Below are 20,065 nucleotides of genomic sequence, written 5' to 3' on the forward strand. Positions count from 1 at the left end.
TCCGCCTGATTAGGAGCGGGTTTATTTTTTGCCGAGAAAATATTCGAGCGGCTTATCCGCTACATCAAACACGCCACTGTAGTAGTGATGCAAAAAGATCGCGATGATCGCGCACACCGCGACTCCAAATCCGAAGCCCATAAGCAGCAGCATATTTCTCGCGCCAGGCTCAACCTTATCCATTCGCTTCCAGACATCGCCGTCGAAGAGCATCGCATCCACCCATGACTACATCCCTGACTACTGTAGTCACCGTATGCTAGCCGTAAAAAGCGCCACAATTCAACGATTCCGCCACGTCCCTCGATCGCTTATCAGCGCCGAGCAACCTGCCTAATCCTGATCCTAATCCTGCGTCGTGCCCTAAAGGGCACGCCGTGCGGACGGCCAGGATTACCACGCGCGTGGGCGTTACCACTACACGCGCGGGCGCGGCAGGTTGCTCGGCGCTGATCCTCGCTAACGCTCGGGCGCTCTCGGGACAGTGGCGGTACTTCGAACGATAAAACTATTCACGGTTATAATTATTTTGGATGTCCTTTCGCGGTGGGCCGCGCCGTGATGCATCCTGGCGGCGAAAGCCGGACGACACACAGGTCTCTGCTCACCACAACGCCCACCCATAATGAAATCTCTCTACATCGGCTCTGGTGACCCCACAGCCCAACTTTTAGAACATGTTCGCAATCCATTTCTCTTAATCGGTGACGGCCCGATCATCGAACAATTCACCGCGCACTTTCCACGAGCCCGACAGTTCGATCCACAACGTCACAGCATCGATATTTTGAGCCACAAAAGCGATGTCATCGCGCGAGCGATCGCTCAGACGCCATTCCCCGACAAACCGCTCATGACCTACGACCACGGTAAGATGGCGCTAACCGAACTGTTGCTTACCACTGCATCTCTCACCAACTTGCCGAAGATCGATCACAAAGGCGAGGACGAAGCGAAGCTCCGGGTGCGCGACATGTTTCACTCGCCCATTATCAAACGAATGCTGACTGAAGCTCCGAACTTTTCTCTCAATTTGCGTCGCAGGAAGTCTGAGAGCTCGATCATCGCCAATCTCGACCGCGCAAAAATCGGCGAACAGAACGCCTTCATCATCGCCACTCTTCTTGCAACGCTGTACCAGGGGCAAGTCGTTATCTCGGACTTTGGCTTTTATGCCCGTGACTTCTATCTGTCCCTAATACGAGAAAATCGGCTTACCGTAACGCTGCGATCCCTCAACCAGGTCCATGAGAAGCTCCAAGACGAGCTGCTATTGTTCAAGGACATCTACCCCAACGGTGTACTCTATCGAGACGCCCTGCGCTTGGCTGAGCAAGAAGGGCTAGCCCCGGGTGTGGTCGGCCATACCGAACGCGTCACCGAGCTCTTGACCACCCACAGTTGACGATTCCAGACTATTCCCCCAGCCCACGGGGAGGGTTGCAATGGCTGAGGAAGCAAAATCGGCTGACGAGCGCGCGAAACAAAAAGAAGCGATCAAGGAGCTTAAGAGCTCTCTGCGTGCTCATCGGTTGCAATATCACAAGGGTAAATTGTTCTGGGGCGGGATCATTGCCGTCCCTGTTTTAGTGCTGATCGTGGCGGCGGTGATTTTGGGGCTGCCAGCCTTGCACACCACGATCACCTGCTACATCGCGGGTAATGCGCGCGTGTACGAAATATCTTGGATGCCAGCTCTCTTGCCGAATGAGTGCGACGTTAAACTCACGCTGCTTAGCGGTGATCTTTATTTAGAGACCAAACAATTTAGCAGCCGAGTGCAAATTCAGCCGACTGGCACTGACCTACGGAAACATCCCATGCCGGTCTACATCAAAGGTAGTGGCACGGTGCGCATCGATTTCAAATGAGGGCGCGATTTAGAAAACTCGAAGCTCCTGGTGTGCCGGGCGTGCGGGTAAAGGTGGTGCTCGAAATCGAGCCCAAAGAGTACGACGCGATCGTGCGCTTTGGCATCCTCGATAAAAATGTTGCGTTCAGCTACAACTTCCGAGACTTCTTCAACACCGAGAAAATCATCAAGTCGGACAGCCCACGCGAGGCTGACACTCTCATCAATTTGCTCACGAAGGGCTTCAATCAGATCAACGAATTTATTGGCTACGACATCCGTGGGCCGCAGACCGAGCAAGGGGTTGCTGAGCCTGAGCCGCTGGAAGAAGTGCCGTGGGATTTCTTCGAGGATAAGCGCTTTGAGCACATGCTCATCATGGCTGGCACCGGCACCGGCAAGACCACGCTGCTGAGCGCTATGATCAACAAGAACCTCGACCAGGTGGCGCGAGGCGAAGCTAGCGTGGTGGTGATCGATAGCGAGAACGAAGATCTTGGGCGCTTCCTGCCACGACACCCCCGGTTTGCTCCCGGAGGCGACTTGCATGGCAAGCTGGTCTACCTGGAGCCCAGCATGGAGTACCCGCCGTGCCTTAACATCCTGCAATTTGCCGACTTCGCGCGCCTCAGTAAGGACGATCAGTTCATCCGGCTTCAGCAAGCCTCAGAAATGCTGGCGTTCTTTTTTGGTGCGATGGGGACCGAACTCAGCACCAACATGAACACGATCCTCAACAATAGCCTGATGGTCCTTGCCCATATCCCGAACGCGACGTTTGCGCACTTTGACGAGATTTTGTCGAGTGCTGGATTTGCCCGGCTGAGCAAGGAGCACGCTCAGCTCCGCTCATTGCCGCAAAACGTCATCAAATTCTTCAGTAGAGACATCCAAGGCTCTAGCATGAAGCAGAGTGCGGATGCAGTAAGACAGCGTCTTAACAGCATCACCCAAAATCTAATGCTTAAGGCAATTTTCGCCGAAGCGGATCGCGGCTTGGATTTGTTCAAATTCTTTCAGCAGCCGCGCGTGCTCATCGTCAACACCCAGAAGAGATACGGCGAGGAGACCACTGGCACCTTCGGCCGCTATTTCTTTGCCGCGCTGTTGGGAGTGATTCGACAACGATCAAGTGGCGGACTTCCGATATATTTCTATGCGGACGAAGCCTACCGCTATCTCGTAGACGAAGGCAGCGCCAAATTTTTAGTCAAAGAAGGGCGGCGTCAAAACGTCTCTATCACCCTGGCCATACACGAAATTGAGGATGCCCGTGGTGTTTTGAGCGCATTACAGACCATGCACATCAAGGCACTTTCGATGGGTAAGCCCAGGTGGCAAATTAAGTTGCGGGTAGGCGACCCGCAGATTATTACGCCCCCGAATATCAGCTTTAGAACTGCGCCACAGATCGATCGACTTGAGTGGGAGAAGTTGCACGCCGCCATCCGGGCTGCCTATTGCCGAGACAATCGTGACATTGCTCCCCCACCCATCGAAGGGCAGATTGAAGACGTTGGGGACGCCACACTCGGCCGATAGAACATCAGAGTAACTAACGGCCTTAGCCCGCGCGGTACAATTAGCGTACTACGTCGCGTATGGGGAAGTTGCGCTACAGCTCACTCGCTCCAACTCTCAAGCCGCAACTGCGGCCTGATCCTGAGAGCACGCGCTACAAGCACTACCTCGAGATCCTCGACTACATGCAAGATCGGGATATCACCCCGAGCTCCTACATCCGCGCACATCTTGGCTCCGATCATTTCAGCCGCCAGCTCATTGGTGAGATGGCTAAAGCGCACCTCATCAGAATCCCCGATGGCTACAACCATAGCAATGCGAGATATCGGCCTCGGCCGTATGAAATAGACACTCTCGGCCTCAAGGCACTCGCCAGGGCCGGGATGCTCCGCAAGCGCCCGTCCGACAATGACCCTTTCAAACACAAATATCTGCGGTCTGTGGCACTTCACTCTTTCCAGCGCGCCCCGAAAGAAATCGACGGGCTGATCTTGCACTCGCAGCGCATGATCCTTGCGCACGAGCTCTGCTCCGATGAAGCTCGCAACGAGTTGCACCCCGAATGGTTCAAGATCCAAGGCCGCACTATCCGACCGGACGCACCCCTCTTTGGCTTTGAGTACAAAGGCGCATTTATGTTCTTCCACGGACTTGAGGCCGATCGCGGCACCGAGCGCCGAAACCAACCCAGGGACGCTGACTATAAGCGCAAGACTGTCGCACGCATGGTCAACGACTACGCCGAGTATTATCGCCGCGGGTTGTTCAAGAGCAAATTTGGCTTCAGTCAGATCACCTTCCCGATCGTCACCACGGCCGACGCGGGAAGCATCATTAATGTCATCAAAAAGGAGGTGCCTGATAAAGACATACAAAAGCGTTTCATCGTGAAAGAGCTACCTGACTTTCTCGAAGACGATGAATTGCCACCTCCCACGGCACACTTGGTGACTGACCCTTGGCTTCGTGTGGATGGTCCTTTCAACATCTTCGAGACCCTCAAACGCACAGCAGAGAGAAAATCTGATGGACACAAGCAAGGTACGAGCATTGCTCGACAAACGTGACGCACTGGACGCCGAAATTGCCGAAGCGGTCGGCGCGAAAAAGCGCGTCCTGAGCTGCACAACGTGTGGCCAAGAAGGGCACAACGCTAAAACGTGCCCCAAGAAACCGGCTGCGGAACAACCGAAAGCCGCGACACTTCCCACACCAGCGGCGCCTAAACCAACACCGGCACCAACACCACTCGCGATCAAGGTATAAAGAAAGCCCCGCCAATCTTGCGGGGCTCTTTTTTATGACTGCGCTGAAATGAACTCTTCGGCTCGCTGGATCACGCGCACGGCGTTCATCAGATCGCCCGAGCCGAGCTGATCGGTCTCCTTCCAGTCGTTGCCGTCTTTATAGGACTTTGACACGACGGTGTTGTAGTGATCGCCATTTTTCCAAATGGTGGCGGTTACGTACCCAAGGCGATATTTCGCAGCGGGTTTGTTGCCATTCGCCATGACACACTCCTTTTCCCGCTGTTGTTCAGATGCGGGTCGAGAGGGGCCAAGGGTTCAAAGCAAGTTGCTGAGCATCCCAAGGAAACTGGATCGCCAACTACGTCCTCAGTAAATCGACCTTCCTCTCAATCCACACCCGATGTCTAGGCAAATCCTACCACGGGTTAAAATTTAGCCAGTTGTACATCCACAGGAGGCCGCAATGGCTCCGAAATTCATCCCCTTCGAGAAGGTGGAAGAACTGGCCAACATCGAGCAGATCGCTCAGATGCTCAATCTGTCTCTCCGCGCTGGTAAAACCCAACTTCGTTGCGTTTGTCCGGTGCATGGTGGCGACGATCGGACGCTTTGCATAAGCCCGAACGTCCGCTCACGGCGCGGCTCGCTTGGTGTGTTTTATTGTCAGGCAGTCAAGGAGGGCGGCGACCGCATCGCGCTTGCCGCTCATTGCATGGAGATGGGCCAGCAGGACGCGGCCTTCTTCATCGCTCAGCAATACGGCATGGACCTTGCGAACAGTGAAACAGTAGACAGTGGTACAGTAACAAGTACTACAGTTAGCAAGGAGCATGCCACCGCGCCCCCAGCCCAGCAGAAGGCATCAACGAGCGGCGGATCAACGCCGCCTAAATTTGATCCTGTTAAATTCTGGGACCACTGCACTTACAGCGACGAGGTGAAATCTCTTGGGATCTCAGAGGAAGATGCAGCGCGCGTACTGATTGGCTGGCACACGCGCTACAAGGCTCTATTCATCGGGTGTCGCAATCCCGATGGTGGGATCAGCGGGTTTATTCGCCTTCTTGACCCGCAGCAGGTGAAGTTGCCACCTCAGTGGCTTCCTCAGTCGGCTGAGATTGTGCCGCTTCGACGGCCTGCGTAGTCTGTTTGCCGCTCTCTTTGAGGGCGGCTTCTTTTTGCCATTGCTCATCTTGAGCCGCGAACCGTGCCGCTTGTCCTTGCAGCCTGGCTTGCTGAAGTACAAGCAGCCTCTCCTCCCGCTTGTCGTGCTCAGCCTGCATCTTCTCCATTGCGAGCTCGCCCGGTTCACGCTTGCGCATGAAGCGAAGCAGATTGCCTTGCGTCCCGTGCTCCATGCCACCCGGCAGGTTGTCTTTGGTGAACGCCTCGACGCGGCCGAGGCACACAGAACGTGACCGCACCTTGCGGCCTTCGCGTCGGCGTGTCTCGTAGTAGACGTAGGGATTACCGTTGATGACCCGTACGCGATAGAAGCCCATGTTGGCTCTCCTTTGGTTGGAAGAGCCGAACCAATTAAGACACGTTTGCCACTGCGTCTAAGGCCGCGATGTTCCCTCAAGTGCACTCAGCGGAGAGAGCCATGACCCTCAAAGAAGAAGTCGCGTACATGTTCGACCTTATCGCCACGGTCGAATTACAGAAGAAGTTGGGTAAACCCACGGAGGGTTATGAGCGCTGGCGTGATGCTGTGAAACGCCGCGTAGCATTCAGATTGTTGAGCTTCGCGCTACCTGAGCAAATCTAGTGATATGATTACTGATGGACGAACCTACAAAAGCAACAAATCGTCTCAACGATAAATCATCAAAGCGCTGCGGCCGCCGCAACCCAATCTGAGGGGTGGCGCGCAAGGCTGCCTCCTCTTTCTTCAATGGAGGCAAACATGCTCTGCCGAAATTTCTATCGGTGTCCATCAGAAGTCGTCCACTAGGAGGCAATCTATGAGCCGCAAGCTCATCGCCGTTTGCGCCACCTGTGGAAGCGATCGTGTGCTCTCGGACGCCTACGCCGCATGGGACGTCGCCACCCAACAATGGGAGCTGATGCAGACATTCGACAAAGGCGCCTACTGCGAGCAATGCGACGGTGAGACGAGGTTGAAGTTTGAGCGCGTAAGGGACGTGGCATGACGGTGCAAGCCTTCTTAGCCAAGTATCCAAACGGCAAATACGGCTGGACGGGATCGCTGATGGAGCAGGAGCAGAAGCTCAAACGCCAAGCGGTGCTCACAGCAGTGAACTTTAACGGCAACAAAGAAGGCTTCTTCACCTACAAAGGCGAAGGGTACTTCTGGCAGGTCACCCAAACGTTGGACCATGAGCCATGCTTGCTCATCGGCCCAATGGAGGACTACTTCTAACGCATAGGATCTAGCGAGCTGGCCAGAGCGCAGACCGAGCCGCAAGGCCCACCCTGCCGGGAGGAAACGCAACAGCAAGGGAAAGTGTTGCGCATCTCTCATGACCCATAAGTGACCCATCCTGTGCGTCGCACTGCTCCATACCCGCGAGGGCGACAGTGCACCCCCCGCTACATCGGCGGGGTTTTTTCTCAAGAATTTGATTTGGCTTCACGCAGATTTCGACACCATGCGCTTCGATAATCGATTTGCGGCCCAGGTACTTCACGGATGAGCCAACGTCTCGACTATCGCTTTCATCACTGGCGGCGCCACTCCATTACCTAACAACTTTATACGGTCGCGCCGAGTGCCATAGTCGAAGCTGTGCGTATTGGGGAAGCCCATCGCGCGTCTCAGTTCATCCACTTGCAACATACGAAGCATTGGCTCGCGCCCATCCCAAGTAACGAGTCCAAACCGATCCAATGTGGTTAGCGTACGAAGCGGCCGGTCCAGAGACTGCCATCCTCCAGCGCCGTCTGAGCCGTAATAAACAATTAGAAAAGGAGCGCGTTTACCCAAAGAAGCCATCGCACGCTCCGCCCGTTCAATGGTGGCTTGCGCACGGCCTTCCGCATAGAGCGGCCGCGACGGCCAGCCCCCCTCCAAGTCAATTACGGATTCGGCAGGACGTCGCTTGCGGCTTCTCGGCTTTACAGATTCAGGCTCACGATCGCGATCACAAATGACGAAGAGTCTGCGCCGAGTCTGAGGAACCCCAAAATCTGCTGCGTTCAAAACCTGGGGCCGCATGTGATAGCCGAGCTTTTTTAATTCTTTGGTCAGCGATGCATAGCCGCGCCAATCCCTCAATTGCACAACATTTTCTAGGACTATCCAGCGAGGCCAAAGCATTTTGGCAAAAGTTGCCACGTAGTGCGAAGTCTGCCGACTTTTTTCCGATCGCCGTCGCGAGCCCTTGGCTGGGCTGTGATTGGTGCATTCAGGCGAAGCGAGCAGCAAATCTATTTCGCCTTCCCTCATATCGGCAGCGGGACGGGAGAACGGGCCAAGTTCGCGAGTCTCGACTACAGCGTTTGCGAAGTTGTCCTTGAAGGTGACTGTAGCGAGGTCCCACGCATCGATGCCACGGACAATCTCTGCGCCGGCCAAACGGGCCCCAGCACTTGAACCGCCAGCTCCGCAAAACATGTCGAGAACACGGATTCGCATGAGTCAATACTTAGCAGAATCACCGAATACGGCCAGGCCGCACTGGTGCCGTTGCAGCGTCCTCCAGAGCTAAAGTCAACAGACGGCGGCGAACACTGGCGAGATCGCCCTCAATTTGATGCTGCCACACCCGGATGACTTTCCACCCTGACCTCCTCAGACGGGCGTGATTTCGCGAGTCTCGTCGCCGATTAGCTTCTATTTTCGCTTCCCATTTTTCACTGAGCTTGTGTCGCCAAGTGGAAAAGCGCCAGCCGTGCCAGAAATCTCCATCCACGAAGATGGCGATCCGCTGCTTGCGCAGTACGAAGTCTGGCCGTCCCGGTAGGTCACGAACTTGCTGCTCCGCAGAAAGACCGGCTGCGAGCAGTAGTCCGGCCACGATTCTCTCCGGCCCCGTATCCTTCCCACGGATGCGCGACATGACCCGCGACCGGGTAGCGGGGCTCATGAAGTCCCCTCGATGGGCGCGTTCGCGAAGCATGGAGCGCAACTAATTGTTGTATTCGGCCAAATCCTAAAGCACTCTAGACTACAGCGGACGTAGCGTGCGGGCGGGGGGACCGCGAAACGGCGATGTCAACAGTTTCCTCAACGCAGCCCAACAACGGTGTGGAACTCCCACCGTTTGCATCAGTGTTGATGCAATCACTCCGCTCTGTGGGCTACTCAGCCGCAACAGCACTGGCCGATTTGATTGACAACAGTCTCGCCGCCAAGGCACGAGTCATCCAGATTGCTGCCGTGAAGGCTCCGCTTCCCTACGTCGCCGTGATTGACGACGGTGGTGGCATGGACGAGCAAACACTTGTCGCGGCAATGCGCTTCGGGAGCCGCGATCCAAGAGATCGCCGTCATTTGCATGATCTCGGCCGTTTCGGATTGGGGTTGAAGACGGCCGCACTTTCGCAATGCAAGCGTTTAACCGTCGTATCACTTGCAAACGGCGTCGAGTCGATCGCCCGCTGGGATTTGGACGACTGCGACCGACGAGGGACTTGGTGGCTTGAGCGCCCAAATCCCAGCTCTTTGCCATCAGAGCCGCTCTCAATGCTGAGGCAAAAAGCGCACGGCACCGCTATCATTCTCGAAAAACTGGATCGTCTTGATGCGGCTGGCGGCGACAATGCCATTTTAAGTGCCGCTGACCACCTTGCCCTAGCATTCCATCGGTTCATCGGCGGTGAGTTTTCCGATCCGGTCTCGATATCGCTCAATGGACGCCCGCTTCCGGTAGTTGATCCGTTCTTGCAGGATCATCCACGCGGTCAGGTTCTTCATGATGAGACGATCACTATTGAAGATCATCCGATCAAGGTGTCCCCCTTCGTCCTTCCGTTTCCTTCGCGCCTCAAAGAAGCCGACCTAGACCGCGCGGGCGGTCGCGAGAGCCTCAAAACTTCCCACGGTTTCTATGTGTATCGAGGGGGCCGGCTAGTCGTTCCCGGAGGATGGTTCAGGATCGTACCCGCGGACGACTTGGTTCGCCTTGCAAGAATTCGCATCGATGTGCCCGTCGAGCTTGATCACCTCTGGAAGGTCGACATACGAAAGGCCGTGTCGGAACCGCCTCAAGCATTGCGTCCATATCTCAGAAGGATTGTCGGCGACGTCGCAGAGCGCAGCCGCAAGGTCTACACCCATCGAGGGACGTTGGCCCCGAACGTCGAACATGTGCCGCTCTGGAGACGTGTCGAAATGCGAGATCAAGGCGCAGCTTGGCGCATAAATCGTGACCATCCTACGATTCGAGCAGTCCTTGAAAACGCGAGTGAGAAGGATGTTGTGACGGCCTTGAAGCTACTCGAAGACAACTTGCCCATTCAGGATATTCACATCCACACCGCCAACGACCAACCAGTTGCAGAAGTTTCTGTTCCAGACGAAGCCGACCTGGAGGCGATGGCAAAGCAGATCGTTGAGGCTTTCCCGGGCGAGCCGGAAGTTCTCACAAGAATTCTTGCAAAGCTGCCCGTCACCGAGCCGTTCAATCGAAATCCCGACGCGGCGCGCCGAATTGTTGATCGGCTTTTGCAATGAGCACAGATATTTCTGCTGAGAATCTTGCCCGGATGGCCGCGCAAGGGCTGCGTCTCGACCCTGCCCCGACGGAAGCGGAAATTGATCACGTACTTGAACGTCTAGGCGTGGCATTCGCCGCCGACCAAACCATCCTGCTGGAGGCCAGAAAACTTCTACACGCTCGCTTCTCCATACGCATGGAGATGGGACAAACCATCAAAGAAGAACACGTACCGTGGTTGGACGCCCGAAGAGCCGATATTGAGCCGTTCTATTGGGAGCGCTATCGCGAGTTGCTTCTACGTAATGGATGGCCGCCGCTGGTCGCCGGAACGCTCGATCGTTCGATGGACGAACTTCTAGATCTTCTGGGAGACCCGCAGACCACCGGGCGATGGAAAAGACGCGGACTTGTCGTCGGTGACGTGCAATCTGGCAAGACCGCCTCCTACGCTGCGCTCATTTGCAAGGCCGCTGACGCTGGTTACAAGATGGTAGTTCTGCTCGCAGGCACGTTGGAAAATGTCCGGCGACAAACTCAGGAGCGCTTGGACGAAGCGTTCGTTGGCCTCGACAGCCGGGCTTTCCTCGCTCGCGACCAGTTGAAACACAAAACCCACATTGGCGTTGGTCATATCGACAGTCGACGGGATGGAATTGTCTTCACATCCAGGGATAAAGACTTCAGAGCGGGAATCGCGTCGGCGCTGAGCATCTCGCTCAACTCTGTGATCGAGCCCGTCTTGGTTGTCGCCAAGAAGAATAAAGGGGTTCTTACGAATCTCAGCACTTGGCTTCGCACGATGAATGCCGACAGGCACGGCAACATCGATCTTCCATTGCTGCTGATCGATGACGAAGCCGACAACGCTTCCATCAATACGCGCAAGGACCCTACGGAAACGACAGCGATCAACAAGGGCATCCGTGACCTTCTCGCTCTGTTCACGCGATCAAGCTACGTTGGATTTACTGCAACCCCGTTTGCCAATATTTTTATTGACCCGTCTTCAACGAACGAAATGCTTGGAGACGATCTGTTTCCTCGCGATTTCATTCACCTGTTAGAGCCCCCCACAAACTACGTGGGAATGAATGCTCTTTTTCCCTCGGCCGATCCGGAAGCGCGTGATGCAGACGACGAGGATGAGGAGGCATGGAAAGCAGGCATCCGCACGATCGACGATGCTGATGAGTGGCTCCCTGTGGACCATAAAATCGACCACGTTCCCGGTCCGCCGCCCGATACGTTGCAGGTTGCATTGCGACAATTTCTAATTTCAACAGCCATACGCGATCTCCGAAGTGCAGAGGGAAAGGAAGGTCATGAAAGAGGCATTCATCGATCTATGCTGGTGAACGTCTCTCGTTTCACGTCGATTCAAAATCAGGTTGCTGCACAATTGCACGTCGAGTTGGAGAACATTAGGCAGCAAACTCGCCTCTATGGACGGATGAGCCCAGTCGCGGCTGCGCGCAATTCGCCGGCGATTCTCTCACTCGAAAAAGCATTCAATGAAGAATTCTCGGATAGCGGCCTTTCCTGGAAATCCGTCCTTGGTGCTCTTCACGATTCGATCTCGCCTATTCGAGTCCAACCGGTAAATCAGATGTCCGGCTCCGCTAGCCTCGACTATGGGACGGTTAAGGAGGCTCCTGGAGTTCGGGTCATTGCCGTTGGCGGCAACAGCCTCTCCCGCGGCCTGACGTTGGAAGGACTCTGCGTCAGCTATTTTCTTCGCAATTCGAAGGCTTACGATACGCTCATGCAAATGGGCCGTTGGTTCGGTTATCGCGACGGTTATCGCGATCTGTGCCGGCTATGGATGGCCGCGGATGCGGAGGGGTGGTACCGGCATGTCACCGAAGCCACCAACGAACTCAAGCGTGACTTTGCGCGGATGCGGCGTCAGCGAGCGACGCCAGCGGAGTTCGGCCTGCGGGTGCGAACCCATCCTGACACGTTGCTGATTACAGCACGTAACAAAATGGCGACCGGAGTTAATATAGTTGGCGAGGTGCGAGACATCTCGTTAGCCGGTCGAGGCATAGAGACGGCGCGACTGTACGCTGACGAAAACAGAAACCGTGAGAACTTTAAGGTAATTGACCGCTTCGTAACTGATCTGACTAGCACCATTGGCGATCCCAACGAGTCTCCAAACGGCAGCGCCGCGCTGTGGCGTAACGTTCCTGCGGATACGGTTGGAAAATTGCTGCAAGATTTTCTGGTTCATCCTCTGAATCACGACTTCCAAGGTGATGCGATTGCTGAGTTTCTGGCAGACGCCACAAAACGTAACGACCCTCAATTGTCACGATGGATTGTTGCGTTACCGACAAATGGTGACATGGGGCCGGTCACTCCAGCGCTTTCCTCTGGACTAGCCGTAAACGCAAAACGTCGCATAGTGCTATTGCGCCAATCGCCTCCACAATCACTGCTCGTATCGGGAAAGAAGGCCCGCGTCGGCGGACGCGAAGATGTCCTTCATGCGCTAGCGGCGGAGGACGTTCGAATGGTCCGCGAAGCCGAACACAAAGCCCGGCCCGACGCTAAGAACATTCCAGAGGATGCGTTCAGGGCGGCAATGTCTGTTCCCCTGCTCGTGCTTTATCTGTTGCGCGGCATCGAACGGGAGCGAAAAGGCGCGCCGGAGACCGACTACAAAAGCGGTCTCGTGTTGCCTGCTCTTGGCCTCCACTTTCCAGGCATCAGAGACCCAAATGCGCCGAAACGTTACGTGAGCTATCGCCTGAACCGCATCGCGCAGGCTGAGCTTGAAGTGGACGGCGACGACGCCACTGACGACGATGACAGCGACGATTGAGGAATTATGGAATGCGCTAAGGGCGGGCGCTTCAAGCGCCCAACGGCGCGTTGATGCATCCCATCCGCTTGACCTTTACGCCGACTTTGAGCCGCCTAGCCGCCCCGGCTTGGTACTCTTTTGCCCGGTTCGGCCGCCTGAAGCTACATCACTAAGAGCCATATCAATCGAACGGCGACAGCGATCGGATGAATCGTGGTCGCTGCGCGTGTCTCTCGAAGAACCGGCATTGCTTCCCGTGTTCAAGGAATTGTGTCGAGACATCATAGAAGCCACGAAGCAGGGAGTGAGCCCTACCGCGGCTGGAAGTGCTGTGCTGGCGAGAATTGAGCGCTGGCGAAGTCTGATGCAGGCCGTGCCTGCCGGTTTGAGCCGGTCCGAGCTAAGAGGACTCATAGGAGAACTCCTAGTCTTAGAAACGTTCGTAATCCCCCAATTTGGTGAAGCCGCTGCCATAAAGGCTTGGACGGGTCCGCTTGGCACTCCGCAGGACTTTCAACTGGCAACGGGGCTAAGGCTTGAGATCAAAACTCTGGATTATGCTGGCGACCGTGTGACGATAAATGGCCTTCGGCAATTGGATGCCGGCGGCGATCCGCTACAGCTTGGCGCGGTTAGAGTCGAAAACACCGGTTTGGACGCTCCAGGAGCCCTAACTGCGTCACGACTGATTGCAAGGTTGAGAGCCCAGTTGGCTTCCGCGCCCGCAGCTCTCCAGGAATTCGAGGCGTTGCTGCGCTTCTCGCGTTGGGACGATTCCGTGCAGAGCGATCAGGTTTCTGTCAGATTGAAGCGGATTGACTGGCACACCGTAGACCGGAACTTCCCTCGCCTTACATCGCAAACGGTGCCCGACGGGGTGACTGAAGCAACCTACGTGGTCAATCTTCCATCACTCCCGTGAGCCTATGACGGAAGAAGAATTCAGATTGGACCTACTCGCGACCGCCGCCTCGCGCGCTGAGGTTGAAGGTTGCGGCATCAGAGAGGCATTTGCGCTGGAGGTACTTGACCGCCTTGCTGACGCGGGAGAAACGCCTGACGCGGAAATCTGCGCAGAGATTTTGAATGGCCACCGGGGCCGAAAGTTAGAGATCGACGCCTGGGCATTGGACGACGCGGATGGATCGCTTCATCTCTTTATCGTCCTCCTTGACGGACGGCCCCCGTATCCAAGCAGCTTAAATCTTACCGAAGCGCGAGAACACGGATTCAATAGAATCCACGGCGTTTTTGAACAAGCGCGGGATGCTTGGCTCACAACAAATATTGAGGAAAGCCGGCCGCTATGGGCGTTGGCACGCCGCATTCTCGGGGCCGCTCGTCCGACTGCCCTGCGGCTTCACGTACTCACGGATCGCCCTATCAGTGAGCGGCTTCGGGAGATACCAGGCGATCACACAAGAGAACAGATTCCGATAACTTTTCAAATCTGGGACGTGACCCGCCTAAAGCGAATTCACGAGGCCCACAGCGTACGTGACGACTTGATCGTCGATTTTTCCCAGATGCCGGGAGGAGGATTACCAATCTTACCGGCCTCCGTTGGCGCCGGGGACTACACGGGATTTTTGTCGGTCGTGCCAGGCGAAGTGCTGGCAGAGATCTATGCGCGCCACGGCAGCCGGCTACTGGAAGGAAATGTACGCACCTTCCTTGGCCGCAGTGGTCGGGTAAACAAAGGCATTGGTTCGACCATCGCAGATGAGCCAAGCAAATTTTTCGCTTACAACAACGGCATCGCTACTACAGCTTCAGACGTCACAACTAAGTTGAGAGAAGACGGAACCCTTGTACTCGTGGCGGCGACAGACCTTCAGATTGTAAACGGGGCCCAAACTACGGCCTCTTTGGCAGTCGCTCTGAAAGACAAGAAACTTGCGCCATCGGCCGTGTTCGTTCCTATGAAACTCTCGGTCGTGAGCCCCACCGCTGCCGCAGACTTGATCCCCCGGATCTCACGATTTGCAAACAGCCAGAACAGTGTTCGAGCCAGCGATTTCTTTGCCAACCACGAATTCCATCGAAAGACGGAAGAGATGTCGCGTCGGATACTCGCTCCCTCTTCGGCCGGCTCTCAAATTCAAACGCATTGGTACTACGAACGGGCCAGGGGCCAGCACCTGAACGACCAATCAGGCATGACTGGCGCGCAACGAAATCAATTTCTCCTGCTCAACCCACGCAAGCAAGTGATCAAGAAAACCGATTTCGCCAAGATCGAATGTTGCTTCAATTTGGAACCGGACATCGCTTGCAAAGGCGCAGAAAAGGCCTTTACCGCTTTTGCGGATTTCATCACTAACGAATGGGCCGACGAGTGGAAGCGTTCTGCCTACGGCGATGATTGGTTCAAAGCGGCAGTAGCGCGCGTTATTTTATTTCGTTCTGCGGAGGCGTGCATATCGAAAGAGACTTGGTACGAAGGCGGTTATCGAGCTCAAATCGTAGCCTACACGTGTGCGCGGTTGGCGAAACTTGCGAGCGAGCAGCCTTCGTCCGGCGGACTGGATTATCTAAAGATTTGGACGCATCAAACGACCGATGAAGTTTTGCTTCGCCAAATCGGCGTGGTTGGTCAGGCAATGGCGAACGTCCTCCTGTCACCGCCAGTCGCCGGCAGAAACATATCGGAGTGGGCAAAACAGCAGGGTTGCCGTAGGTCCGCGTTGAGCACAGATGTGCCTCTCGTGGGGGGCTTTGAGAGTTGGTTGATTTCGAAAGAAGACCAGACCTCTGCTCGACGCAATCAGATTAGGACCACGCTGACCGACAATAGCCTAGATAAGCAATTGCGTGTCTTGTCTCGCGACGCTGCTTATTGGACTTCGCTGAGGCAGTTTTGCATCGCAAAGCGGTTACTGTCACCATTTGATGAGAGAGCTCTGGTACCTGCTTGCCAGATACCACACATGGCACCAACGGAATCGCAGGCAGGTCGACTTTTGGATCTGGTAGACCGCGCGACAAAAGCAGGCTGGTCTGCGCCCTGACAAGAGAACGATACTTGGTCGATCTAACGTGTCCGGCCGGTACGCATTTGTAACAGTGGGGATAACCGATAAGCGGGTCTTATCGGTGCGGTTATCATCAGGTCATGTCAACAGACCAGTCGCGACCTGTCGCGACACGCCCCGACAGCGACTTTACCCTATCGATCGACGAGGCTCTTGAGCGCTACAGCAAGGCCGGCCATCCGCGTACGCCGCGCAGCGTGCAGCGCTATTGCGCAAAAGGACACCTCCAATGCCGGCTCGTCGAAACCGCCTTCGGTGAAAAATATCTCATCGCCCCAGACTCGGTAGACAAGCATATCGCTTACATCGAAGAAGTAACGCCAACGACAGGTCGCGACTTGTCGCGACAAGACGTGACCAGTCGCGACAATGTCGCGGTTGAAATTCCAACACCTAAAGTGCCAACGACAGGCGGCGACATGTCGCGACATGTCGCGACCAGTCCGGACCTGTCGCCGCTTGTCGAGCAGCTTCGAAGCGAGGTTCAGTTCTTGCGCGGCGAAATCGCTGTGAAGAACGACCAGATCAGAGAGCAGACAGAGCGGGCACGCGAAACCAACGTGCTTATCGGGGGATTGCAAAAAATGCTGACGCCGCTACTCAACAAAGGCAGCGACACACAAGCCCAATAGGGGATAACAACTCGGGAGCCGCCAATTGGACGTATAATGGCGGCATGGAGCATGGCGGCAGTCGTTCGATCGGCGATTTAATCAAGGAACGAAACATCGAACTTATCGGCGCGGACCCAGCAACGCGCTTTGGCTTTACACAGGTTCCCAATTTCATTCTGACGAACAAACACATTTCCGTCGGCGCCAAGCTCGCCTATGCAATGCTTCTGAAATACGCTTGGTATGACGAAGGTTGCTTTCCCGGCCAAGCGACACTTGCCAAAGATATGGGCGCTGGAGAGCGTAGCGTGCGCACCTACTTGAAAGACTTGGAGAGCGCCAACCTCCTGGAAATCACGCAACGTGGCCTTGGGAAAACCAACCTCTATCGGCTGCACGTCACTGTAAGGCGCCCCGACTCGCCGGCCCTGACCGGCAAAATCCGCCGGTCTTGATCGGCAATGCCGGCCATTCCTGAGCGGCAAATTTGGCCGCTCTTTCTATAAAGAATACTCAGAATGAAAATACTCAAATTAAAAAATAAGGAATTCTTTGAATGGAAGGAAAAACGCGACGCAACACAAAACGTTTTCTGTCAAGGGTATGGGTCAGCGTGGGCGTGACCGCTTTATGCTAATATAAAAACATTCAACAACCCGATGTATTCCAACCGCACCATCTATATTTCACTAGCGTTGTCGACGCTCGGCATTCTTTTTCTTTCCATTCCATCACTCGCTTTCGCAGCAACAAGCGTCCCGGCAGGCACAGACACGTGGACTTCAGTTATTACGGGCGGCGGTAGCTATACGCTTGCAGCAGGCACTCACACACTCACCTCCAATGTGCTCTTACCTCAAGGCGTCACACTCACTGCTGATCCAGGCGCAACGGTCATAATTTCCAACGTCTCTCTTTTTATCCAGTCGAACAGCACGATAAGCGGCATCCCTATAACGATAAACGGCGCTTCTGGTAAAATCGCTCTAATCGCCACATCCTCAAGCAATGCGTTTCAGCATGACGTGACGTTTCAGAACAACACCATAACGGGCTCGGGCGGCACTCAGGGATTTTATGCTGGACAAGGCTTCAACAGTTTTCATCGCAATATCAACATTCTCAACAACACCTTCACTGGCGCAACGGTGTATGTTGAGATCGGCAACAACTTCAATATTTCCGGAAATACGTTTGGCAGTTTGTCTGCCGGTGCCGTGGCTGTGCACCTGTCCGAAGTGGGAAGTAGCACCATCTCAAGCAACCGAATTGACGGTGGCATCAACGGCATTTTGTTTTTGAGCCGCAATGATGTTGGCACAGTTCATATTGAACCCATCGGCAACATCGTGACTAACAACATTTTGACCAACATCACTACAGAAGGCATTTCGTTCGACTCTAATGCAAACACTCCGGCCGCAACCGGTGTACGAGAATACGACACGATCGCGTTTGTTCGCGGATCAAACAAGGTTGACCTTAGCAGCACCAACTGGGTCAGCCAAACCACGTACACCGGTTCAAAATATCACTTGGCTTTTGTCAGTGGCGCCCTGGCGGGCAAGCAATACATGATTACTACGGAAAACGGCTCTTCAACGACACTCAGCATTCCTTCGGCAGACTACGCTCTGATCCAGCCGGGAGATGGGATAACAATTTCGACGATGGCAGCGAACAACCTCATTGCCAATAACACCGTTCTCAGCAACCAGGGAACCGCCATCATGTTTTGGGGCCGGGGTTACGACGACACCGTGTCAAACAACATCCTCCAAACCGTTGGACCTTACTCCACTCACGCTATCCAGTTCGCAAGCCTCAACGGCATCGCGTCGACTACCTCCATAACGGGCCTGAAAAGGCGAATGCCGGTGGGCTTCAATGCCGCCACGAACAACGACGCGATAGCGGGAGACGTCTTGGTCAATTACTACAACAACTACGACAGCGGCGGCACGGCGGACTACACTCCGGTCTACACTCCTGCCGTCAACACCACGACTTCCGACCCTCTTCTAGCGGCACTTTCCTTGAACGATTTTCATCTCACGTATTTGAGCCCAGCGATCGATGCCGGTGTCGCTACCACCACCCGCACCACGGACTACTACGGCAACCCAATTTACGGAGCACCGGACCTCGGCGCCATAGAGTATCAACCGCCCTACATTATCGGTACTGACTCGGTTTCGATGGACGGCAACATTCGCGTGTACGGAAATGGCAAGTATCGCTACATGGCAGCGACCACTACCGCCGCCTCTGCAAACTTTCAGATTGTCCCGCAAGGTGGATGGCCGGCTGGGAGCTACGCGCAGTACTACGATGTCAAAATAACGAACTGGCAAAACTCGGGGACGTACGCGAAGTCGTGGACCGCATCGTCGCCGATTGCAGGCAATACGGTTTTTACGATCGGCAATTTGAATCCAAATCAGCTTTACCAAATGAAAGTTGATGGCAGCAACTACACTCAAGCAACCGCAAACTCCAGCGGCATTGCAACGTTCACCTACACGGCAGGCTGGTCGACACATAGTTTCGACGTCAACGCCGTTCCGGCTACCTGCGCGCTCGCGATTGATAAGACGTCGGTGTCTACAGGCGACCTCGTCGTTTTGACATGGACTTCAACACACGGGATTTCTGCGTCGATCGACCAAGGTGTTGGCTCGGTCCCTTTGAACGGAAGCGTTACCAGCAGTCTAAATAGGGCGGGAAACCAAACGTATTCTCTTGCGGTGACAGGCGCCGACGGAGTTATTGCAACATGCTCCGTTTCACTTGCGGTTAAATCCCGAGAAGCACCTCAGATTTTCGGTTTGTCTCCGACTGCGCCGGGCTACCAAGTGCAGAATTCTCTTTCGGCCTCTGCGACGACTACTACGGTGGAGGTAGGGGAGACGGGTAAAACGGCTGCGTCGGTTCAGTCCTTTACACACACATTGAAGCTTGGCGATTTAGACCAAGACGTCCAGCAATTGCAGAAATTCCTCAATACGCATGGCGCGGTCGTTACAGAATCAGGCGGGGGATCGGTGGGTAACGAGACGCAATTCTTTGGCACGCTTACTTTCCGTGCGCTTCTTCGATATCAAAACTTACACGCAGACCAAATCTTGAAACCAGCCGGGCTTACTGTGGGCACGGGCTTCTTCGGTGCTGCGACGCGAGCATACGTCAACTCTGTTCAATAGTTGCCAGCCATTGGCGCGAAAGCGGGGACTCAAAGAAAACTCTCAACAGAGCCATATAAAATAGGTCGCGCAATATCTGTTTTGCGACACGCAAATCTCGTTTTGTCAAGATTCGCGCCGTTAATCCGTCATGGTGCGCGAGTTCGTTTTAAGA

20 protein-coding genes are annotated in these 20,065 nt (G+C 54.9%); 15 read left to right on the forward strand and 5 right to left on the reverse strand.

Features of this window, described 5'->3' with window-relative positions; translation table 11 throughout:
* Positions 1–21: 21 nt before the first annotated feature.
* Complete coding sequence (locus tag RHPLAN_RS33825; RefSeq protein WP_157100652.1) at positions 22–222, reverse strand: hypothetical protein; 201 nt, start codon at positions 220–222, stop codon at positions 22–24.
* 403 nt (positions 223–625) lie between these two features.
* Here RHPLAN_RS33825 and RHPLAN_RS33830 point away from each other — a divergent pair, with 403 nt between their 5' ends.
* From RHPLAN_RS33830 to RHPLAN_RS33845, 4 genes are read left to right on the forward strand one after another with little or no spacing between them, the layout of a single operon-like run.
* Complete coding sequence (locus RHPLAN_RS33830; RefSeq protein ID WP_157100653.1) at positions 626–1,405, forward strand: hypothetical protein; 780 nt, start codon at positions 626–628, stop codon at positions 1,403–1,405.
* Positions 1,406–1,445: 40 nt separating this feature from the next.
* Positions 1,446–1,871: a hypothetical protein gene (locus tag RHPLAN_RS33835; RefSeq protein WP_068028119.1), complete on the forward strand. Its 426-nt coding sequence runs from the start codon at positions 1,446–1,448 to the stop codon at positions 1,869–1,871.
* Positions 1,868–3,394: a helicase HerA domain-containing protein gene (locus RHPLAN_RS33840; RefSeq protein ID WP_157100654.1), complete on the forward strand. Its 1,527-nt coding sequence runs from the start codon at positions 1,868–1,870 to the stop codon at positions 3,392–3,394. The genes RHPLAN_RS33835 and RHPLAN_RS33840 overlap by 4 nt, the downstream gene beginning before the upstream one ends.
* A gap of 59 nt (positions 3,395–3,453) precedes the next feature.
* A complete protein-coding gene (locus RHPLAN_RS33845; protein ID WP_068028126.1) occupies positions 3,454–4,443 on the forward strand; it encodes a hypothetical protein in 990 nt (329 codons plus the stop codon).
* 231 nt (positions 4,444–4,674) lie between these two features.
* Here RHPLAN_RS33845 and RHPLAN_RS33850 read toward each other — a convergent pair whose 3' ends face one another.
* The gene (locus RHPLAN_RS33850; protein ID WP_068028129.1) at positions 4,675–4,887 is read right to left on the reverse strand and encodes a hypothetical protein; all 213 of its coding nucleotides are present in this window, start codon (positions 4,885–4,887) and stop codon (positions 4,675–4,677) included.
* 202 nt (positions 4,888–5,089) lie between these two features.
* Between RHPLAN_RS33850 and RHPLAN_RS33855 the strand changes: the two genes are divergently transcribed.
* Positions 5,090–5,770 (forward strand): hypothetical protein, encoded by a 681-nt coding sequence (locus RHPLAN_RS33855; protein WP_068028132.1) that lies wholly within the window; start codon positions 5,090–5,092, stop codon positions 5,768–5,770.
* On the opposite strand, the gene RHPLAN_RS39945 is transcribed toward RHPLAN_RS33855, so the two are convergent.
* On the reverse strand, positions 5,679–6,128 hold the full coding sequence (locus RHPLAN_RS39945; RefSeq protein ID WP_157100655.1) for a hypothetical protein: 450 nt from the start codon (positions 6,126–6,128) through the stop codon (positions 5,679–5,681). The genes RHPLAN_RS33855 and RHPLAN_RS39945 overlap by 92 nt on opposite strands.
* 101 nt (positions 6,129–6,229) lie before the next feature.
* Between RHPLAN_RS39945 and RHPLAN_RS33865 the strand changes: the two genes are divergently transcribed.
* The 3 genes from RHPLAN_RS33865 to RHPLAN_RS33875 all read left to right on the forward strand — a co-directional run bounded on the left by RHPLAN_RS33865 (position 6,230) and on the right by RHPLAN_RS33875 (position 7,009).
* Positions 6,230–6,394, forward strand: a complete 165-nt coding sequence (locus RHPLAN_RS33865; RefSeq protein WP_157100656.1) for a hypothetical protein — start codon at positions 6,230–6,232, stop codon at positions 6,392–6,394.
* A 196-nt stretch (positions 6,395–6,590) separates the two neighbouring features.
* Positions 6,591–6,779, forward strand: coding sequence for a hypothetical protein (locus RHPLAN_RS33870; RefSeq protein ID WP_068028139.1), 189 nt, complete (start codon positions 6,591–6,593; stop codon positions 6,777–6,779).
* Positions 6,776–7,009 carry a hypothetical protein gene (locus tag RHPLAN_RS33875; RefSeq protein WP_068028142.1) on the forward strand — a complete coding sequence of 78 codons (234 nt, stop codon included), beginning with the start codon at positions 6,776–6,778 and terminating at the stop codon, positions 7,007–7,009. The genes RHPLAN_RS33870 and RHPLAN_RS33875 overlap by 4 nt, the downstream gene beginning before the upstream one ends.
* 264 nt (positions 7,010–7,273) lie before the next feature.
* Here RHPLAN_RS33875 and RHPLAN_RS38815 read toward each other — a convergent pair whose 3' ends face one another.
* Both RHPLAN_RS38815 and RHPLAN_RS38820 read right to left on the reverse strand, forming a co-directional pair.
* Positions 7,274–8,224 carry a DNA cytosine methyltransferase gene (locus RHPLAN_RS38815; RefSeq protein ID WP_084246119.1) on the reverse strand — a complete coding sequence of 317 codons (951 nt, stop codon included), beginning with the start codon at positions 8,222–8,224 and terminating at the stop codon, positions 7,274–7,276.
* Positions 8,225–8,243: 19 nt separating this feature from the next.
* Positions 8,244–8,708 (reverse strand): very short patch repair endonuclease, encoded by a 465-nt coding sequence (locus tag RHPLAN_RS38820; RefSeq protein WP_084246120.1) that lies wholly within the window; start codon positions 8,706–8,708, stop codon positions 8,244–8,246.
* Positions 8,709–8,800: 92 nt separating this feature from the next.
* Here RHPLAN_RS38820 and RHPLAN_RS38825 point away from each other — a divergent pair, with 92 nt between their 5' ends.
* The 7 genes from RHPLAN_RS38825 (at position 8,801) to RHPLAN_RS33925 (ending at position 19,911) form a co-directional block, all read left to right on the forward strand.
* A complete protein-coding gene (locus RHPLAN_RS38825; protein WP_084246122.1) occupies positions 8,801–10,264 on the forward strand; it encodes an ATP-binding protein in 1,464 nt (487 codons plus the stop codon).
* Positions 10,261–13,077 (forward strand): Z1 domain-containing protein, encoded by a 2,817-nt coding sequence (locus RHPLAN_RS33895; RefSeq protein ID WP_068028152.1) that lies wholly within the window; start codon positions 10,261–10,263, stop codon positions 13,075–13,077. The genes RHPLAN_RS38825 and RHPLAN_RS33895 overlap by 4 nt, the downstream gene beginning before the upstream one ends.
* Positions 13,061–13,981 carry a PD-(D/E)XK motif protein gene (locus RHPLAN_RS38830; protein ID WP_084246124.1) on the forward strand — a complete coding sequence of 307 codons (921 nt, stop codon included), beginning with the start codon at positions 13,061–13,063 and terminating at the stop codon, positions 13,979–13,981. The genes RHPLAN_RS33895 and RHPLAN_RS38830 overlap by 17 nt, the downstream gene beginning before the upstream one ends.
* Before the next feature lie 25 nt (positions 13,982–14,006).
* Positions 14,007–16,070, forward strand: coding sequence for an AIPR family protein (locus tag RHPLAN_RS33905; protein ID WP_198164617.1), 2,064 nt, complete (start codon positions 14,007–14,009; stop codon positions 16,068–16,070).
* A gap of 104 nt (positions 16,071–16,174) precedes the next feature.
* The gene (locus tag RHPLAN_RS39950; RefSeq protein ID WP_157100657.1) at positions 16,175–16,726 is read left to right on the forward strand and encodes a hypothetical protein; all 552 of its coding nucleotides are present in this window, start codon (positions 16,175–16,177) and stop codon (positions 16,724–16,726) included.
* A 44-nt stretch (positions 16,727–16,770) separates the two neighbouring features.
* The gene (locus tag RHPLAN_RS33920; protein WP_068028169.1) at positions 16,771–17,163 is read left to right on the forward strand and encodes a helix-turn-helix domain-containing protein; all 393 of its coding nucleotides are present in this window, start codon (positions 16,771–16,773) and stop codon (positions 17,161–17,163) included.
* A gap of 204 nt (positions 17,164–17,367) precedes the next feature.
* Complete coding sequence (locus RHPLAN_RS33925) at positions 17,368–19,911, forward strand: right-handed parallel beta-helix repeat-containing protein (protein ID WP_157100658.1); 2,544 nt, start codon at positions 17,368–17,370, stop codon at positions 19,909–19,911.
* Positions 19,912–20,065: the final 154 nt, after the last annotated feature.

It is taken from the genome of Rhodoplanes sp. Z2-YC6860 (genome assembly GCF_001579845.1).
Classification (GTDB): domain Bacteria; phylum Pseudomonadota; class Alphaproteobacteria; order Rhizobiales; family Xanthobacteraceae; genus Z2-YC6860.

Bases quoted from the DNA above. Each gene is read 5' to 3' on its own strand.
- RHPLAN_RS33830 (WP_157100653.1), top strand. From the start codon at position 626: ATGAAATCTCTCTACATCGGCTCTGGTGACCCCACAGCCCAACTTTTA.
- RHPLAN_RS33835 (WP_068028119.1), top strand. From the start codon at position 1,446: ATGGCTGAGGAAGCAAAATCGGCTGACGAGCGCGCGAAACAAAAAGAA.
- RHPLAN_RS33840 (WP_157100654.1), top strand. From the start codon at position 1,868: ATGAGGGCGCGATTTAGAAAACTCGAAGCTCCTGGTGTGCCGGGCGTG.
- RHPLAN_RS33845 (WP_068028126.1), top strand. From the start codon at position 3,454: ATGGGGAAGTTGCGCTACAGCTCACTCGCTCCAACTCTCAAGCCGCAA.
- RHPLAN_RS33850 (WP_068028129.1), bottom strand. From the start codon at position 4,887: ATGGCGAATGGCAACAAACCCGCTGCGAAATATCGCCTTGGGTACGTA.
- RHPLAN_RS33855 (WP_068028132.1), top strand. From the start codon at position 5,090: ATGGCTCCGAAATTCATCCCCTTCGAGAAGGTGGAAGAACTGGCCAAC.
- RHPLAN_RS39945 (WP_157100655.1), bottom strand. From the start codon at position 6,128: ATGGGCTTCTATCGCGTACGGGTCATCAACGGTAATCCCTACGTCTAC.
- RHPLAN_RS33865 (WP_157100656.1), top strand. From the start codon at position 6,230: ATGACCCTCAAAGAAGAAGTCGCGTACATGTTCGACCTTATCGCCACG.
- RHPLAN_RS33870 (WP_068028139.1), top strand. From the start codon at position 6,591: ATGAGCCGCAAGCTCATCGCCGTTTGCGCCACCTGTGGAAGCGATCGT.
- RHPLAN_RS33875 (WP_068028142.1), top strand. From the start codon at position 6,776: ATGACGGTGCAAGCCTTCTTAGCCAAGTATCCAAACGGCAAATACGGC.
- RHPLAN_RS38815 (WP_084246119.1), bottom strand. From the start codon at position 8,224: ATGCGAATCCGTGTTCTCGACATGTTTTGCGGAGCTGGCGGTTCAAGT.
- RHPLAN_RS38820 (WP_084246120.1), bottom strand. From the start codon at position 8,708: ATGCTTCGCGAACGCGCCCATCGAGGGGACTTCATGAGCCCCGCTACC.
- RHPLAN_RS38825 (WP_084246122.1), top strand. From the start codon at position 8,801: ATGTCAACAGTTTCCTCAACGCAGCCCAACAACGGTGTGGAACTCCCA.
- RHPLAN_RS33895 (WP_068028152.1), top strand. From the start codon at position 10,261: ATGAGCACAGATATTTCTGCTGAGAATCTTGCCCGGATGGCCGCGCAA.
- RHPLAN_RS38830 (WP_084246124.1), top strand. From the start codon at position 13,061: ATGACAGCGACGATTGAGGAATTATGGAATGCGCTAAGGGCGGGCGCT.
- RHPLAN_RS39950 (WP_157100657.1), top strand. From the start codon at position 16,175: ATGTCAACAGACCAGTCGCGACCTGTCGCGACACGCCCCGACAGCGAC.
- RHPLAN_RS33920 (WP_068028169.1), top strand. From the start codon at position 16,771: ATGGAGCATGGCGGCAGTCGTTCGATCGGCGATTTAATCAAGGAACGA.
- RHPLAN_RS33925 (WP_157100658.1), top strand. From the start codon at position 17,368: ATGTATTCCAACCGCACCATCTATATTTCACTAGCGTTGTCGACGCTC.